The organism is Pseudomonas sp. B21-047 (assembly GCF_024748775.1).
GTDB lineage: Bacteria > Pseudomonadota > Gammaproteobacteria > Pseudomonadales > Pseudomonadaceae > Aquipseudomonas > Aquipseudomonas capeferrum.
This window is the reverse complement of sequence record NZ_CP087169.1, coordinates 3,707,025-3,722,758: the sequence shown is the minus strand read 5'-3', so window position 1 is coordinate 3,722,758 and position 15,734 is coordinate 3,707,025. Positions and strand designations below refer to the sequence as shown.

Below are 15,734 nucleotides of genomic sequence, written 5' to 3'. Positions count from 1 at the left end.
TGCGTTCCTCTAGTGGCTGGCCGCCGTGGCGCCCATCTCGTTGACTTGCTGGAAGCGGCTGAAGCGCTCCAGGGCGAACGGCGCGATCATCTCTGGCACCTTGCCGCCACTGGCGACCAGCTCGGCCATGGTCTTGCCGCAGATGGGCGTGGCCTTGAAGCCCCAGGTACCCCAGCCGGCGTCCAGGTAGTAGTTGTCGACCGGCGACAGGCCCATGATCGGGCTGTAGTCCGGGGTCATCTCGGTGCTCCCGGCCCATTGGCGCATCAGCTTGGCGTTGGCCATGAACGGGAACATCTCGATGGCGTGGGCCAGCAGGCTTTCCTTGAGGTCGAGGGTGGAGCGGGTGTTGTACAGCGGGTAGGGGTCGGAGCCGCCGCCGAAGACGATTTCGCCACGGCTGGTCTGCTGCACGTAGCAGTGCAGCGCCGACGAGCTGACCAGCGGATCGAGAAACGGCTTGAACGGCTGAGTGACCATGGCCTGCAGCGGGTAGGTATGGATCGGCGCGCGGATGCCGGCCTTGGCCATCAATAGCGAACTGGCCCCGGCCACCGCCTGCACCACGCAACCGCACTGCACGGTGCCGCGGTTGGTCTTGACCGCCTCGATGCGCCCGTTGCGGATCAGCAGCTCCTGCACTTCGGTTAGCTGGTGGATCTGCACACCGCGCTTGGCCGCCTGCTTGGCATAGCCCCAGGCCACGGCGTCGTGACGCGCGGTGGCGCCGTCGATATGCCACAGCCCAGCCAGCACCGGCAGGTGGCCGGGGTCGAGGTTGAGGCTTGGCACCAGCTCGCGAATCTGCTGGCGGTCGATCATCTCGGTGCGCCCGCCGAAGTGCTTGTTGACCTCGGCCCGCTGGCGGAAGGCCCGCACGGTGGCGTCGGTGTGCGCCAGGGTGAGCTGGCCGCGCTCGGAGTACATGATGTTGAAGTCGAACTCGTTGGACAGGTTCTGGAACATCCGCACGGATTCTGCGTAGAAGCGCACGCCTTCGCTGGTGAGGTAGTTGGAGCGGATCACCGCCGTGTTGCGTGCGGTGTTGCCGCCGCCCAGGTAGGCCTTTTCCAGCACCGCGACATTGGTGATGCCGTGGTACTTGGCCAGGTAATAGGCGACGGCCAGCCCGTGGCCGCCGCCACCGATGATCACCACGTCGTAGTGCGGCTTGAGGTCGCAAGGGGGTGGCAGGTCGACCTCCACCGGGTAGTCGGCGCTCAGGCCGTATTTCAGCAGGGCGAAAGGCATGCGGTGCGCTCCTGGTGGGCGGCCTGTTGTTGCAGGTCGAGGGCGAGCAGGGTGTTTTTCATCAGGTAGGCGATGGTCATCGGGCCGACGCCGCCGGGCACCGGGGTGATGCCGGCGACCTGGGGCAAGGCGGCGGCAAAGTCGACATCGCCGACCAGGCGGCTGCGGCCGTGTTCATCGATGCGGTTGATGCCCACGTCGATCACCACCACGCCGGGCTTGAGCCAGTCGGCACCGATCAACCTTGGCTTGCCGACCGCCGCGACGAGGATGTCGGCCTGGCGGCACAACGTTGGCAGGTCGTGGCTGCGCGAGTGCACCACGGTCACCGTGCAGTCGGCCTGCAACAGCAACGCGGCCATGGGTTTGCCGACGATGTTCGAGCGGCCGACCACCACCGCATGCTTGCCGCGCAGCTCACCGCAGGCATCGCGCAGCAGGCGCATGCAGCCACTGGGCGTGCAAGGGGTGAGCACATCGCGGCCCTGGGCCAGGCCGCCGACGTTTTCACTGTGAAAGCCATCCACGTCCTTGAGCGGGTTGATGGCCTGCAGTACGCGGTGTGCGTCGATATGCGCCGGCAGTGGCAACTGCACGAGGATGCCGTTGACCGCGCTGTCGCGGTTGAGCCGGTCTATGAGGGTCAGCAGTTGAGCCTGGGAGGTGTCGGCGGGCAGGCGATGTTCCAGCGAGTGGATGCCCACTTCCTCGGCACGCAGCACCTTGTTGCGCACATACACCTGGCTGGCGGCATCTGCCCCCACCAGCACAACGGCCAGGCCCGGTTGCACGCCGCCCTGACGCAAGGTCTGCACCTGCTCTCGGACTTCAGCCAATACCCGCGCGGCGGTGGCCTTGCCGTCGATCAGTTTGACGCTGAGGGTGGCGTTCATTTGAAGATCACCGTGCGGTCGTGGTTGAGGAACACCCGGTGCTCCAGGTGGTACTTCACCGCACGGGACAATGCGATGGTCTCGGTGTCACGACCGATCGCCACCAGGTTTTCGGGGGCGTAGGCGTGGTCCACGCGCTGCACTTCCTGCTCGATGATCGGGCCTTCGTCGAGGTCGCTGGTGACGTAGTGGGCGGTGGCACCGATCAGCTTGACGCCCCGCTGATAGGCCTGGTGATAGGGCTTGGCACCCTTGAAGCCGGGCAGGAACGAGTGGTGGATGTTGATTGCCCGGCCGGACAGCTGGCGGCACAGGTCGTCGGAGAGGATTTGCATGTAGCGCGCCAGTACCACCAGCTCGGTGCCGCTGTCCTCGACGATGCGCATCAGCGCGGCCTCCTGCTCGGCCTTGGTCTCCCTGGTCACCGGCAGGTAGACGAAACGGATGCCCTGGCGCTCGGCCATGGGGCGCAGGTCGAGGTGGTTGGAGACCACGGCGGTGATGTGCATGTCCAGCTCGCCCTTGGCGTGGCGGTAGAGCAGGTCGGACAGGCAGTGGTCGAACTTGCTGACCATCAGCAGCACGCGCATCGGGCGGGCGCTGCTGTGCAGGCTCCAGTCCATGTCGAAGCGCTGGGCAACATCGGTGAAGCCCGCTTCCAGTTGCGCTGTGTCGCCGCTCACGCCGGTGTTGTAGCGGAACACGGCGCGCATGAAGAAGCGGCCATTGTCCTCGTCGTCGAACTGCGCCATCTCGCTGATGTAGCAGCCGTGCTCGGCCAGGTAGGTGGTCACTGCGGCGACGATGCCGGACACGGCCGGGCAGCTGACGCGCAGGATGAAATGATCGGGAGCGGGGTGCATGTCGGGGCCTCGTGGTGGAGTGGGGCAGGTCGGCACAAGGGCAAAGAGGTTCGCGGGGCGGCGAATATTGTTTCCTGTTAGGAATATTAATTTCCTTTAGGCGATTTATAGGCGAAGAGGTGTGTCGCGGTCTAGGGTTTTGTGAAACTTTTTATCCTGACAGGAAATTTTTTAAGGCTGCGTCCTCCCTGTCAGGGTGGGTGTACCTGCGAAGAGGCCGGCACGCGCTATGCTTGGCCCATGAGCACAGCACCCAGCCTTCGCCAACCTTGCCCCCCTGGTGCCTGTAACTGCGGCCGCGAGCACCTGGCCGAGCACCCGCCGGCGGCGCAGCGCATCCTCCTGCTTACCCGGCAGGAAGAAAAACGCCTGATCGAGCGGTTGGAAAACCTCAAGGACCTGGATGACCTGCAGCGGCTGCAGCAACGGATGTACGAGAACCTGGGTATTCGTGTGCGCATTGCGCCTGGGTTCAACGAGGTGCGGACCATGCGCGGGATCGTGATCGAGCTGGATGAGCAGCCGGGGTTGTGCCGCAAGACCCGGCAGTTGATACCGGCAGCGATTCGGCGGGGGTTGGAGCGTAATCCGCAGGTGGCTTATCGCTTGCTCGATGACCATGACCTGCTGCGGGGGGCTTGAAGGGGGACCGGTGAATTGGCTGACAGGCGCTGCAAGGCCCAAGTCTTGCACCCCAAATCCCCCTAATTTTTCCGCACCACCCTACGTCTACTTAAGAGCCGCCCTACGCCCTACGCGTATCGGCCTCTATCACTCAAGGAGACAGGCAATGACTTCCGTTTTCGACCGCGACGATATCCAGTTCCAGGTAGTGGTCAACCACGAAGAGCAATACTCGATCTGGCCCGACTACAAGGCAATCCCCACTGGCTGGCGTGCAGTGGGCAAGAGCGGCCTGAAAAAAGACTGCCTGGCCTACATCGACGAAGTCTGGACCGACATGCGACCGCTGAGCCTGCGCCAGAAGATGGCCGAAGCCGCAGCGCAGTGACCACGCTGAACCTGCTGTGCCTGCCGTACTCGGGGGCCAGCGCCATGGTCTACAGCCGCTGGCGGCGCAAGCTGCCAGCCTGGCTTCAGGTGCGGCCGGTGGAGCTGCCTGGGCGCGGCGCGCGCATGGGGGAAGCGCTGCAAACCGACATGCAGGCGCTCGCCCGGCAACTGGCAGCCGAACAGCGTTTGGCGGCCAGCGCGCCCTACGCACTGCTTGGCCATAGCCTGGGCGCGTTGCTGGCCTTCGAGCTGGCCCACGAGCTGCAGGCGCTGGGTTGTCCGCCGCCGTTGGCGTTGTTTGCCTGCGGCACCGCCGCCCCTACCCGGCGTGAAGACTATGACGGCAAGAACTGGCGCGACCCTAAAAGCGACGATGAGCTGATCAGCGAGTTGCGCGAACTCAACGGTACGCCAGAGGAAGTACTGGGCAACGCCGAGCTGATGAGCCTGACCTTGCCGATTCTGCGTGCCGATTTCTTGCTCTGCGGCCGTTATGCCTATCGTCAGCGGCCTGCGTTGCAGTGCCCGCTGCACGTGCTGGGTGGCGAGGATGACCGAGCCAGCGAGGAGCAACTGCTGGCCTGGCGCAAGGAAACCTTGGGGGACTTTTCGTTGGAAGTGTTCCCCGGCAGCCACTTCTTCATCCACGAACACGAGGACCGCGTGCTCGGCGTGCTGGCCGCGTCGCTTGAGCCGCATCGGCTTTCTGCCTGATTGACGTCACCGCTTGCCTGGGGGAGTCTAGGCCTTTTCCCAGGCAAGGGGCAGACAATGCTGATCAATCCACACAAGGCCACGCTGCTGGTCGTCGACATCCAGGATAAACTCATCGGCGCCATGAGCGACCCTGAAGGCACCCGCGCGCGGGCGCGCTGGTTGTTGGCGGCGACTGCCGAGCTGGAGCTGCCCACCGTGGTTTCCGAGCAGTACCCCAAAGGGCTTGGCCATACGTTGGCAGAGCTGATTGCTGCGTCGCCCGCTGCCGAGGTAGTGGAAAAAAGCCATTTTTCCTGTGTGGCCGCCGAGTGCCTGCCGGCCAGCCTGATGGCGCGTGAGCAGGTGATCGTCTGCGGCATGGAAACCCACGTTTGCGTGTTGCAGACCATGCTCGGCCTGTTGGCGTTGGGCAAGCAGGTGTTCGTGGTCGAGGATGCCTGTGACAGCCGCACGGCCGCCAGCAAGGCTGCAGGCCTGGCGCGCATGCGCGCAGCCGGGGCGCACATCGTGACCCGCGAGATGGTGCTGTTCGAGCTGATGGGCAGTGCCAGCCATCCGCTGTTCCGCCATATCAGCAAGACCTACCTGGTCGGTGAGCAGCCCTGAACGCGCGGTTACTGGCGGCGGGGCTGATGGCCCTGGCGCTGCTGCAAGGCTGTGCCGGGCGCCGTGAAGAAGAACCAGAAGCGGACCCGGCCAAGGTGCGTGCGCAGTTGCTGCGGCTTTTACCCGCTCAGGCCAAGGACCGTGAGGGCTGGGCCAAGGACATTCAGCAGGCCTTCGAAGCCCAGCGCATTGCCCCCAGCAAGAGCAACTTGTGCGCGGTACTGGCGGTGACCGAGCAAGAGTCGACCTTCAATGCCGACCCGCAGGTGCCCAACCTGGGCCGTATCGCCCGTGACGAGATCGACCGCCGCGCCGCGCGCCTGCACATCCCGCGCTTGCTGGTCGACGGTGCACTGAAAACGCCGTCCGGTAACGGCCAAAGCTATCAGCAGCGGCTACTTGCGGTACGCAGCGAGAAGCAGCTGAGTGCACTGTTCGACGAAGTCATTGCCCGCCTGCCATTGGGCAAGACCTTGCTGGGCGGGCTCAACCCGGTGCACACCGGCGGGCCGATGCAGGTGAGCATCGAATTTGCCGAACAGCATGCCAAGGGTTACCCCTACACCTACGACGGCACGGTACGCCAGGAAGTGTTCAGCCGGCGTGGGGGCATGTATTTCGGGATTGCCCACCTGCTCGGCTACCCGGTGCATTACGACCGCCAGCTGTACCGTTTCGCAGATTTCAACGCAGGCTGGTACGCCAGCCGCAATGCGGCGTTCCAGGCTGCGCTGAGCAAGGTGGCGGGAGCCAACCTGGCCTTGGACGGGGACTTGATTGCCCCAGGCGCGATCATGCCAGGGAGCACCGAGCAGGCGGCGCGCAGGCTGGGGGTGAAGCTGGGGTTGCGCAACCCGCAGATTCGCAGCCAGCTGGAATTGGGCGACAGCCTGGCCTTTGAAGACAGCAAGCTGTACAGCGGGGTATTCGCCTTGGCGGATGCAGCGGCGGGTAAGCCGGTGCCGCGTGCGGTACTGCCTGGGATTCAGCTGAAGAGCCCGAAAATTACCCGCAAACTGACCACCGCGTGGTTCGCCGGCAGGGTGGATGAGCGTTATCAGCGGTGCATGAAGCGCTAGCGCTAAAACCTTGTGTAGGAGCGCCCTGCAAGGGCGCTCCTAGCACCAGGCGTCAGCTTTCGGTCAATGCTCCAACCACCTGCTCGACACTGGCCTTCAACCCTGCCACAGCATCATCGGCATCACTCTCCACCACCAACAGCGTCGCCCCAGAGGCCTTGATCACCTCGGCCACCGCGGCATCCGGCTGGCGGTGGTCGAGCACCAGTGCCACATCCTGATTCTTCAGGTTGTCCCCCAGCGCCTTGAGCGCCGCTTCATCCCACTTGCCCTCGGCCGGTAGCGCCTGCTCCACCACATCCAGGTTCAACCCGCTGGCCAGGTACCCCAAGCGCTCGGACAGGCTCACCACCGTAAGGTTGTCGACCTCGGCCAGTTGGGTCTGGCTGTTGGCCGTCAACTCCAGCAACTGGCGCTTGAGGCCTGCCAGGTTGCCTTGGATCTTCGCCTTGTCAGCCGGCGACAAGCGCTCAAGGTCATTGGCCACCACATCGGCCATGCGCCCGAGGTTGGTCGGGTTGAGCCACGGGTACGCGCCGTAGGCATCGTCACCGGTCACTGCAATCCCCGGCAAGGCACCGTCCACCGGCCGCGCCGCATCGATTTCGACGATGCGGATGTTGCTGCGCCGGGCCATCGGGTACAGCGGGTCATCACGCCAGATCGAGCGTACGCCAATGACGGCGTCTGCCTGTTGCGCGGCCTTCTCCAGGGTGGCGCCGCCGCGGCCACTGAAGTAGGACGGCTGGCGGCTGGCCGGCAGGTTGGCAGGTGCGGCGCGCTTGAGTTGCACCGAGGTACCGTCGAGCAACGCCGTGGCCAGGCTGTGGGTGACGGGCAGGGTGGTCAGCACTTGCGTGGCGAAAGAGAGCGAGGGCAGGCCCGCCAGGGCCAGTGCCAAGGTCAGCTGTTTCAGGTTCATGCCGGGTTTCCTTGCAGGCGTGGAACGAGGGCGCGGGCCAGCGCGGCCAAGGCGAAGCAGATACCGGCCACCAGGATGATTGCCGCGCCCGAGGGCACCGGCAGGTCGTAGACGATTGGCAGCAGAATGCCGAGCAGGGTGCTCAGCGTGGCGATCAGCACCGAAATGAAGAAAAAGCCCTTCAGTGACTGGCTGACCAGGCGTGCGGCCGCCGCCGGTATCACCAGCAGCGCGCCGACCAGAATCGCCCCGATCACCTTCACCGAAGCCACGGTGACCAGCGTTACCAGCACCACGAACAGGTAGTCCAGGGTCTTTACCGCTACCCCGCGCACCGCCGCCAGTTGCGGGTTGAAACTGGCCAGCATGATGCGGTTGTACAGGGGCAAGGCCAGGGCCAGTACCAGCACCGCGACGATACCCAGCACCATAAGGTCCTGGGCACTGACGGTCAGTACCGAGCCGAACAGCACGTTCTCAAGGATATGCACGTTGATCTTGCCCGCCAGCATCAGCAGCAGGCTGGCGCCCAGGGCCAGGGACACCGACAGGAACACGCCGATCAGCGTATCCGGCGACAGCCCGGTGCGGTTGCGCAGGAAGTTGAGCAGGATGCCGAACAGCAGGCAGTAGCCGAACAGGCTGCCGTAGGGGCCGGTATAGGGCTCGCCCAGCAGGATGCCGATGGCCACGCCGGTGAGCGCGGCATGGCCGACCGCCTCGGAGAAGAAGGCAAAGCGCTTGACCACCACCAGGGTGCCCAGGCCGCCCAGCACCGGGCCGATCATCAGGCCGGCCAGCAGGGCATTGACCACGAAGCCGTAGGCCAGTGCCTCGGGCAGGTAGCCGGCGTTGGCCCATTCCTGGACCAGTTGGCGAAATGCTTCAAAACTCATCAGGCAAGGCTCTCGCTGCGCGGGTGAACGGAGAACAGGCTGAGCAGGCGCTCCGGGGTCAGGGCCTGTGCCGGTGGCGCGTCGAACAGTACCTGGCGGCTCAGGCCGGTGACCCGGTCGGCCAGGCGCAGCACGGCTTGCAGGTCGTGCTCGATCCATAGCACGGTGGTGCCGGACTGGCGCCAACTGTGCAGCAGTTGTTCGAAGACCTGGATGCCCGCTTCATCGAGGGCCGACATGGGTTCATCCAGCACCAGCAGTTGCGGCTCGGGGATCAGGCCCTGGGCCAGTAGCACCCGTTGACGCTCACCGCCCGACAACGCGCCCATGCGCCGTTTGCGCTTGTCGAGCATGCCGACCCGCGCCAAGGCGGCATCGATGGCCGGTTGCACGCGGCGCGACAGCCCCAGAAAGGCCGGCCGGCGCTGGCACATCGCGGCCATGAAATCGTCCACGGTCATCGGCAGGCCCCGGTCGAACTCCAACGCCTGGGGTACATAGCCGATCACCTCAAGGGCGCTGGGCCAGTGCAAAGTCAACTGGCCTTGGTGGGGCATCTGCCCGAGCAGGGTCTTGATCAGCGAACTCTTGCCGCCGCCGTTGGGGCCGACGATCGCATGCACGCTGCCGGCCGCCACGTTGAAGCTGACCTGCTCAAGAATGCGGGTACGCCCGAGGGTCAGGTCGATGCCGGCGAATTCGATGCGCGGGCCACTGGGCGCGTCGAGGTGGGCGGCGGCGGTCATGCGCGGTTCTCCTGGATGGCGCGGACCACGGTATCGAGGTTGCGCTTCATCTCTACCTCGTACTTCTCCTTGGTGTAGTCGCCGTAGGAAATGTGCGTCAGCGGGTACAGGCGCACGCCCGACTCGCGCTGGATGGTTTCGACATAGGCGGACGGGAAGTCCATTTCCGAGAAGATCACCTTGACGTCCAGCGCCTTGAGCTGGTCGATGGTTTTTTTCAGCTGGGCCGGGCTGGGTTCGATGCCATGGGCCGGCTCGACCACCGCTGTGACCTCCAGGCCGAAGTCACGCACCAGGTAGTCGTAGGCCGCATGGATGGTCGCCACGCGGAAGGTGGCGCTGGGTGCTTCGGTAACCTTGGCCAGGGCTTCGGCACGCAGGGCACGCAGGCGCTTGGCATAGGCGCGGGCATTCTGCGTGTAGAGCTTGGCGTTGTCGGGGTCGAGCTTGCCCAGCTCCCGGGCAATGTTGTTGACCTGGGCGATGGTGGTGCTGATCGACAGGAACGTGTGCGGGTTGACCACCTTGCCGGCACCCCGGGCGGCGATACCGGTGGCGGCCAGCAAAGGCACGTTCTGGTTGGCTTCAATGGTGGCGATGCCGGGCTTTTCGCTGGCGGCAATCATGCGGTCGGCGAAATCATCATGGCCGACACCGTTGAGTACCACCACATCCAGCGTACCGATGCGTTTGATGTCTTCGGCCCGTGGTTCGTAGGCATGCGGGTTGAACCCCGCCGGAATCAGCGGCACCACTTCGGCCTTGTCGCCGACAATGTTGCTCACGTAGCTGTAATACGGGTGCAGGGTAATGCCGATGCGCAACGGCTTGCCGTTATCGGCCAGGGCCATTGCCGGCAGGGCAAGGGCCAGAAGCAGGGCGAGGGCGGAGCGGAACATGGGGAAGTCCTTGGGTTCAGTGACGGTGTTCGCGGGTGACCCCGGCGTCGTAGTGGCTGACCACCTGTTGCCAGCCGGCGGCGATCAGGGCGGCGTGGCCCAGGTCATCCGGCGTGACGGCAGCGCTGTCGCGGCGTAGCCAGACATCTGCCTGGCCGCTGCTGTCGCCCGGCAGGATCAGCAGCAGGCTGCCCGCTACCTGCGGGGCCTGGCTGCGGCCCAGGTAGGCGCCGGTTTCCAGCCATGACCACTGGTGGCTACCGCGGCTCTGGCTGCCTGCGTCGACCACGAAGGGTGGCAGGCCTTCGTCGGCCAGGGCTTGCACACTGGGCACGGCGGCGGTTTCTTCACGCAGCAGCTGGATCTCGTCGAAGGCCACGCGCAGGTCGGTGTAAAGCCCCTGTTCAGCGGCGGTGAGGTCGCGGCGGGCGTCGATCTGGTGGCTGGCGATGGCCTGCTCGTCCTCGCGTTCGCCGCGCAGCATCACCACGGTAGCGGCAAGAATCACGATCAGCAGGCTGACCAGCAGCACGTACAGGGTTTCGTGCCCAGCGCCAGCCGGGCGTACGACCTGGGCACGGCTCATGGTAGGCGTGCTCATGGTTGGCCAATGTCGGCGTAGTCGACTTCGACAACGTGCCCAGGGCCGGCATCGAACAGCACGTAGAACTCACCGTCGGGGCGCTTGAAGGTGAGGGTCGAGTCGTCGCCGAGCTTGCCGCCAACCAGCACCTGCTCGTCGTAGCCGATCACATCCAGGGTCACCCCAGGGGCGCCGCTGCCATCCGAGAAGCCGCCGGTGCATTTGACCTGGCCGCTGGCGACCTCTTCGCATTCGCACATCGGGTTGTGTGCCAGGGCGGGGCCGGCGGCCAGCACCAGCAAGGGCAGGGCGAGCTTGCGCATCAGGTGTTTCATTTCTTGCCTCCTTGTTTTTCGAGCCACGCCACGGTGGCGGGCGAAGCCTTGGCCAGTGGCACTGAAGCTTGGTGCATGCTGCCGTCCCAGCCTTCGAGGGTGATCCAGATTTGTGCATCAGGCTGAGTGCGTGGCGGTATCGGCAGGTTGGTGCCCATGCGATACGGTGCGCCGAAGAAGATGGTGCCAGCGGCGCGCAGGCTGCGCGGTTTGCCAATGCGCAGGTAGACCGCCTTGACGTCATTGATGCACGCCTTGCACAGCGAGGCATTGAACGACTTGAAGTGGCCCGCCGGGCCGTCGGCGCGTGGCGCCTCGTCGCGCATTTCGGCCAGGTCCAGGCTGTAGGGGCCGACCTGGATGTCGCTGATCACGTTCACCCCAAGCCCCGCGTCGCCGCGAAACAGCTTGGCGTCGGCGAAGTACTTGGGCATGAACCCCAGCGGGATGAGGATCAGCAGGATATTCAGGTGAAAGCGCCACTTCAGCCACCACTGTTTGAGCGGGCTGGTGGGCAGGGTCTGGGCCTGGCTCATGGGCGGATCTCCACGGTGGTTTCACGGCTTGCCACACGTGGCGCACGCTCGCTGCGCTTGAGGGCGGCGGCGGTCGCCTGGGCGGTGCGTTTGGTCCAGATCAGCAGGCCGCTGAATACCATCAGGGTGAGGACCAGGCCGAAGAAGAACCAGATCAGCTTGATCGGCAGGCCGCCAAAGTCGCCGGTGTGCAGGGGGCGCATGGACTCGGTGACAAACTCCAGGGCAGAGCGGTCGCTGATCAAGAACTGGCTGTCGACGGTGCGGGTGTAGGGGTTGACGGCGGCGGACTGGAACATCAGCGGGTACCAGCCGCGGCCACCCAGGGTGACATGGCTGTAGGCAGTAGCAGGCAGTGAGACGGAGCTGATCTCCAGGCCCGGGATCGCCAAGCCGGCGATGCGCGCCGCTTCATCCACATCAATGCGCGGCGCCTGGCTACCATCGGCTGTTTGCGGCACATCCTCACGGGCGATGACCGGCACGATAGGTCGGCTGGAGATGCTGATGTTGTTGTCGAACAGGATCGCCTGGATCAGGAACCAGGTACCGGTAATGGAAATGACCGCAATGAACCAGATCGACCAGACCCCGGCCAGCCGGTGCAGGTCGCCCCAGAAGATACGCGAACCATGGCCGGTGCGCACTGGCTTGAAGAAGCCCTTCCAGAATTTCTTGTAGACCACCAGGCCCGTGACCAGCGAGGCCAGCATCGGCAGGCCGAGGATCGAGACGAGGTACCAACCCCAACTGAAACCATTGGTGAAGGGCACCAGCCACCAGCCATGCAAGGCGCGGGTGAAGCCTTCGAAGTTGAAGTCCGGGCTCTTGCCCTGGATGGCCCCGGTGTAGGGGTTGACGTAGAGCGTTGGGCTGGTGCCGTCAGGGAAGGTCACATCGGCGGTCAGCGCGAAGTGCGAACCATCCGGCTGCCTGAGCGACTCCACGGCCATGTCCGGCTCGGCCTTGTGCAAAGCGTCGAGCACCTGCTGATAACTCAAGCGTTCGGCATCGCCGTCAGGCTTGCTGGCGCGCACGTCCGGGTTGGCCAGCCAGACGATTTCCTGGCTGACCACGGCGAGCATGCCGGTAAAACAGACGATCAGCACAAAGAACCAGATCGGTAGGGCGAGCCAGCTGTGGACCAGGAACCACAGCTTGGATTTGGATTTTTTCGGTGATTTGGCCATCTGATCGTCTTCTGAAATGTGTAGTCGAGCTTATGCCCAACCTAGAGGGCTGCATCTATAAAGACGAATGAGAATGGAAATCCTGCCGTTTTAAATGCAAGCAAATGTTTCAGAAGGCGTAAGCCGGCCTGCGCGCGAGGCGTCAGGCCGGCTTGAAGAGGCGGGCAATCAGGCGCGGGTCAAGGCGACAGCCGGCTGCGAACGGCCGTTCAGGCGCGACAGGTCCTGGTACAGCGACTGGCCGATTTCGGCCGCGCGGGAGGGCAGCACCGAGAGCAAGGTATCGCTCAGGCCGTGGCTGTTTTCGCAGAAGCCTTGCAGGTAAACCGAGGCCTGCAGGTCTGGGCTGGCCAGGACCCGATAGTTGCGGTCGACGCTGAAGTCGTCCAGGAAGCCCGCCAGCGGCGCCAGCAGGTCGCGGTGCGAGCGACGCTCGTAGCCGGTGGCCAGGATCACGGCGTCATAGCGGTGGGTCTGCTGCTGGCCGGTGGCCAGGTCGCGCAGGGTCAGTTCCAGGCCTTCACGGGTGGCCACCACCGCTTCTACCTGGCGTCGGCACAGCACGTTGTGGCGGAACTGGTGCGCGACCTTCTGGCGATAGAGGATGCCGTAGATGCGCTCGATCAAGTTCAGGTCGACCACCGAGTAGTTGGTGTTGTGGTACTCGCCCAACAGCTTGCTGCGTTGATCGGCCGGCTCGTTGTAGACCAGGTCGGTGTAGCCCGGCGAGAAGATCTCGTTGACGAACGGGCTGTCGTCGGCCGGCTTGAGGGCCGAGCCACGCAGAATCATGTCGACCTTGACCGACGGGTAACTGTCGTTGAGGTCGATGAACGCCTCGGCGGCGCTCTGGCCGGAGCCGATCACCGCGATGCGCATCGGCTTGCCTTCGGTGCACGGCAGCTTGTTCAGGCTGCTCAGGTATTGGGAGTGGTGGAAGACGCGCGGGTCGTCCTTGAACGCGCCGAATTTTTCCGGGATTTTCGGCGTGCCGCCGCTGCCGACCACCACCGAGCGGGTGCGGCGGCTGTATTCGCGGCCCTGCTGGTCACGCGATACCAGGCGCAGGTGTTCGACCCGGCCGGCATTCACCTCGGGTTCGATGCGCACCACTTCCTCGCCATACACCGCCTGGGTGGCGAAGTGCTCTGCGGCCCAGCGCAGGTAGTCGTTGTACTCCAGGCGGCAGGGGTAGAAGGTGCCGAGGTTGATGAAGTCGGCCAGGCGCTGCTTCTGGTGCAGGTAGTTGACGAAGCTGTAGGGGCTGGTCGGGTTGCGCAGGGAAACCAAGTCCTTGAGGAACGAAATCTGCAGCTCGCTCTGGGTGGCCAGGGTTTCGCCGTGCCAGCGGTAGTCTTTCTGCTTGTCGATGAACAGCGCGTCCAGGGCGTGGCCCTGGGACTGAGCGAGTTCTTCCAGGGCGATGGCCAAGGCCAGGTTGGAAGGGCCGAAGCCCACGCCGATCAGATCTTTGATTGTTTCCTGGTGTGAGGACTGGCTCATGGCTGCGATTCCCTGAATGGTCGAATGTGGACGCCCGCCGGGGCTCCGGCTCCTGCGCAAGTACATTTCTTGGAACGAGCCAGGCAGGGGGGAATTTAAGCGGGCTAAAGAACTGCATGGGGCGGCCGATAGGGGGGTTACGGTAAGGACCTATCTTTCAGGCAGGGAATCGACATGAGCGGGATAACGGCAAGCAACCTGATGATCAACGGCGTCTCGGCGCAGACGCTGAGTGCCAATGCAGCCACCGAGCGCGCGCAGGCACAAGAGGCCGGTGAGGCACTGGGACCCTTGAGCATCAGTAGCGACAGCATGAAGATTGCCGGGGCTGGGCAGGCGCAATCCACGGAGACTGACAACGGCGACTCGGACACCGTGAAGGAGCTGCGTCAGCTGATCAAGGACCTGCAAAAGCAACTGGTCGAGGAGCAGAAGCAGCTGGCCGCGCTGCAGAACAGCAAGATGGACGAAACTGCCAAGGCGGCTGCTGTGGGCGCCAAGCAGGCAAGCATCGCCACCCTCAACGGGCAGATCATGGCTGCCACGGCGCAGTTGCTGGAGCTGCTGCAGCAAGAGGGTGGCAGCAGCGCGGGCGGCATGGTCAGCGGCACGGCCTAGCAGGCCGTGCAGCCTTGGGTTATGGCGGTTACTCGGACGCCAGGCGGCCCTTGACCTGCCGATCGGCCTTGTACTGCATGGCCACTGCCGGCGCTGGCTTGGCTGCCCCGGTTTCCAGCCACTGACGCATGCGGCTGGCATCGGCGAAGTGGGTGTATTTGCCGAACGCATCGAGGATCACCATGGCCACCGGGCGGTTGTCCATTCGGGTCAGCAGCACCAGGCAATGGCCAGCTTCATTGGTGAAGCCGGTCTTGGTCAGCTTGATGTCCCAGTTGCTCTTGTTCACCAGGTGGTCGGTGTTACGGAAGCCCAGGGTGTAATTAGGCTTGCGGAACGCCACGGTCTTCTCGCGGGTGGTCGACAGCTCGCTCAGCATCGGATACTTGCGCGACGCCATCAGCAGCTTGGACAGGTCGCGGGCAGTGGACACGTTCAGCGTCGACAGGCCAGTCGGCTCGACATAGCGGGTGTGCGCCATGCCCAGGCTACGCGCCTTGGCATTCATGGCCTTGATGAACGCCGGGTAACCGCCCGGGTAATGGTTGGCCAGGGTGTTGGCGGCGCGGTTCTCCGAAGACATCAACGTGATCAGCAACGTTTCATGGCGGTCCAGTTGGCTGCCCAGGCGCACGCGCGAATACACGCCTTTCATCTCCGGGTTGTTGGCGATGGTCATGGTGAGCATTTCGTTCATCGGCAGTTTGGCGTCCAGCACCACCATCGCCGTCATCAGTTTGGTGACCGAAGCGATAGGGACCACGCGATCGGCATGGCTCGAATACAGTTCCCGGTTGGTATTCAGGTCGATCAGCAGCGCGCTGCCAGAGGCCAGGTGCAATTTGGCCGGGTCGCGTTGCACCTGGGTCGGGGGTTGTGCAGCAGCAGTCGACGGGAGGGTCGCGGTACCTGTGAGCAACAGCAGCAGGCTGAGGATAGACAGGGATGTTTTCACGTTGAGGCTCACTAAAGGTTGGTATGTCGTTGGCTGTGCAAGGGTTTTCCCCCAAAAACCGCTGCATTCTGGAGTATGGCTGAATTGCTGTCGAATGCCTTATGACTAAAGGGCGCAACGTGAACGAA

The 15,734-nt window shown here is 64.2% G+C and carries 19 protein-coding genes; 6 read left to right on the top strand and 13 right to left on the bottom strand.

Features of this window, described 5'->3' with window-relative positions; all coding sequences use genetic code 11:
- Positions 1-9: 9 nt before the first annotated feature.
- From LOY26_RS16930 to purU, 3 genes are read right to left on the bottom strand one after another with little or no spacing between them, the layout of a single operon-like run.
- Positions 10-1,251, bottom strand: coding sequence for an FAD-dependent oxidoreductase (locus LOY26_RS16930; RefSeq protein WP_258713908.1), 1,242 nt, complete (start codon positions 1,249-1,251; stop codon positions 10-12).
- Positions 1,233-2,144, bottom strand: coding sequence for a bifunctional methylenetetrahydrofolate dehydrogenase/methenyltetrahydrofolate cyclohydrolase FolD (folD, locus tag LOY26_RS16925; protein WP_258713907.1), 912 nt, complete (start codon positions 2,142-2,144; stop codon positions 1,233-1,235). Before folD ends, LOY26_RS16930 begins: the two co-directional genes overlap by 19 nt.
- Complete coding sequence (gene purU, locus LOY26_RS16920) at positions 2,141-3,007, bottom strand: formyltetrahydrofolate deformylase (RefSeq protein WP_033698887.1); 867 nt, start codon at positions 3,005-3,007, stop codon at positions 2,141-2,143. The genes folD and purU overlap by 4 nt, the downstream gene beginning before the upstream one ends.
- A 240-nt stretch (positions 3,008-3,247) precedes the next feature.
- Here purU and LOY26_RS16915 point away from each other — a divergent pair, with 240 nt between their 5' ends.
- From LOY26_RS16915 to LOY26_RS16895, 5 genes are all read left to right on the top strand, one after another.
- Positions 3,248-3,649, top strand: coding sequence for a hypothetical protein (locus tag LOY26_RS16915; protein ID WP_033698885.1), 402 nt, complete (start codon positions 3,248-3,250; stop codon positions 3,647-3,649).
- Between the two features lie 148 nt (positions 3,650-3,797).
- Complete coding sequence (locus LOY26_RS16910) at positions 3,798-4,019, top strand: MbtH family protein (protein WP_033698884.1); 222 nt, start codon at positions 3,798-3,800, stop codon at positions 4,017-4,019.
- Positions 4,016-4,735, top strand: coding sequence for a thioesterase II family protein (locus LOY26_RS16905; RefSeq protein WP_186654823.1), 720 nt, complete (start codon positions 4,016-4,018; stop codon positions 4,733-4,735). The genes LOY26_RS16910 and LOY26_RS16905 overlap by 4 nt, the downstream gene beginning before the upstream one ends.
- A 57-nt stretch (positions 4,736-4,792) precedes the next feature.
- Positions 4,793-5,344 (top strand): hydrolase, encoded by a 552-nt coding sequence (locus LOY26_RS16900; RefSeq protein WP_258713906.1) that lies wholly within the window; start codon positions 4,793-4,795, stop codon positions 5,342-5,344.
- Between the two features lie 26 nt (positions 5,345-5,370).
- A complete protein-coding gene (locus LOY26_RS16895) occupies positions 5,371-6,423 on the top strand; it encodes a DUF1615 domain-containing protein (RefSeq protein ID WP_186654818.1) in 1,053 nt (350 codons plus the stop codon).
- Positions 6,424-6,475: 52 nt separating this feature from the next.
- On the opposite strand, the gene LOY26_RS16890 is transcribed toward LOY26_RS16895, so the two are convergent.
- The 9 genes from LOY26_RS16890 to LOY26_RS16850 all read right to left on the bottom strand — a co-directional run bounded on the left by LOY26_RS16890 (position 6,476) and on the right by LOY26_RS16850 (position 14,033).
- Positions 6,476-7,345, bottom strand: coding sequence for a metal ABC transporter solute-binding protein, Zn/Mn family (locus LOY26_RS16890; protein ID WP_033698876.1), 870 nt, complete (start codon positions 7,343-7,345; stop codon positions 6,476-6,478).
- Positions 7,342-8,241: a metal ABC transporter permease gene (locus tag LOY26_RS16885; RefSeq protein WP_033698874.1), complete on the bottom strand. Its 900-nt coding sequence runs from the start codon at positions 8,239-8,241 to the stop codon at positions 7,342-7,344. The genes LOY26_RS16890 and LOY26_RS16885 overlap by 4 nt, the downstream gene beginning before the upstream one ends.
- Complete coding sequence (locus tag LOY26_RS16880) at positions 8,241-8,987, bottom strand: metal ABC transporter ATP-binding protein (protein ID WP_047581000.1); 747 nt, start codon at positions 8,985-8,987, stop codon at positions 8,241-8,243. Before LOY26_RS16880 ends, LOY26_RS16885 begins: the two co-directional genes overlap by 1 nt.
- The gene (locus tag LOY26_RS16875) at positions 8,984-9,886 is read right to left on the bottom strand and encodes a metal ABC transporter substrate-binding protein (protein WP_033698871.1); all 903 of its coding nucleotides are present in this window, start codon (positions 9,884-9,886) and stop codon (positions 8,984-8,986) included. The genes LOY26_RS16880 and LOY26_RS16875 overlap by 4 nt, the downstream gene beginning before the upstream one ends.
- A gap of 16 nt (positions 9,887-9,902) precedes the next feature.
- The gene (locus LOY26_RS16870; protein ID WP_033698869.1) at positions 9,903-10,472 is read right to left on the bottom strand and encodes a DUF6162 family protein; all 570 of its coding nucleotides are present in this window, start codon (positions 10,470-10,472) and stop codon (positions 9,903-9,905) included.
- A gap of 11 nt (positions 10,473-10,483) precedes the next feature.
- Positions 10,484-10,804 (bottom strand): hypothetical protein, encoded by a 321-nt coding sequence (locus LOY26_RS16865; protein WP_033698867.1) that lies wholly within the window; start codon positions 10,802-10,804, stop codon positions 10,484-10,486.
- Positions 10,801-11,340, bottom strand: a complete 540-nt coding sequence (locus LOY26_RS16860; RefSeq protein WP_258713905.1) for a thiamine pyrophosphate-binding protein — start codon at positions 11,338-11,340, stop codon at positions 10,801-10,803. Before LOY26_RS16860 ends, LOY26_RS16865 begins: the two co-directional genes overlap by 4 nt.
- Positions 11,337-12,530 carry a PepSY domain-containing protein gene (locus LOY26_RS16855; RefSeq protein ID WP_047580997.1) on the bottom strand — a complete coding sequence of 398 codons (1,194 nt, stop codon included), beginning with the start codon at positions 12,528-12,530 and terminating at the stop codon, positions 11,337-11,339. Before LOY26_RS16855 ends, LOY26_RS16860 begins: the two co-directional genes overlap by 4 nt.
- A 168-nt stretch (positions 12,531-12,698) precedes the next feature.
- Positions 12,699-14,033, bottom strand: a complete 1,335-nt coding sequence (locus tag LOY26_RS16850; protein WP_033698863.1) for a lysine N(6)-hydroxylase/L-ornithine N(5)-oxygenase family protein — start codon at positions 14,031-14,033, stop codon at positions 12,699-12,701.
- 174 nt (positions 14,034-14,207) lie between these two features.
- On the opposite strand from LOY26_RS16850, the gene LOY26_RS16845 reads away from it, so the two are divergent.
- Positions 14,208-14,651 carry a hypothetical protein gene (locus tag LOY26_RS16845; RefSeq protein ID WP_258713904.1) on the top strand — a complete coding sequence of 148 codons (444 nt, stop codon included), beginning with the start codon at positions 14,208-14,210 and terminating at the stop codon, positions 14,649-14,651.
- 28 nt (positions 14,652-14,679) lie between these two features.
- On the opposite strand, the gene pbpG is transcribed toward LOY26_RS16845, so the two are convergent.
- Positions 14,680-15,606, bottom strand: coding sequence for a D-alanyl-D-alanine endopeptidase (gene pbpG / locus LOY26_RS16840; RefSeq protein WP_033698861.1), 927 nt, complete (start codon positions 15,604-15,606; stop codon positions 14,680-14,682).
- Between the last annotated feature and the right edge of the window lie 128 nt (positions 15,607-15,734).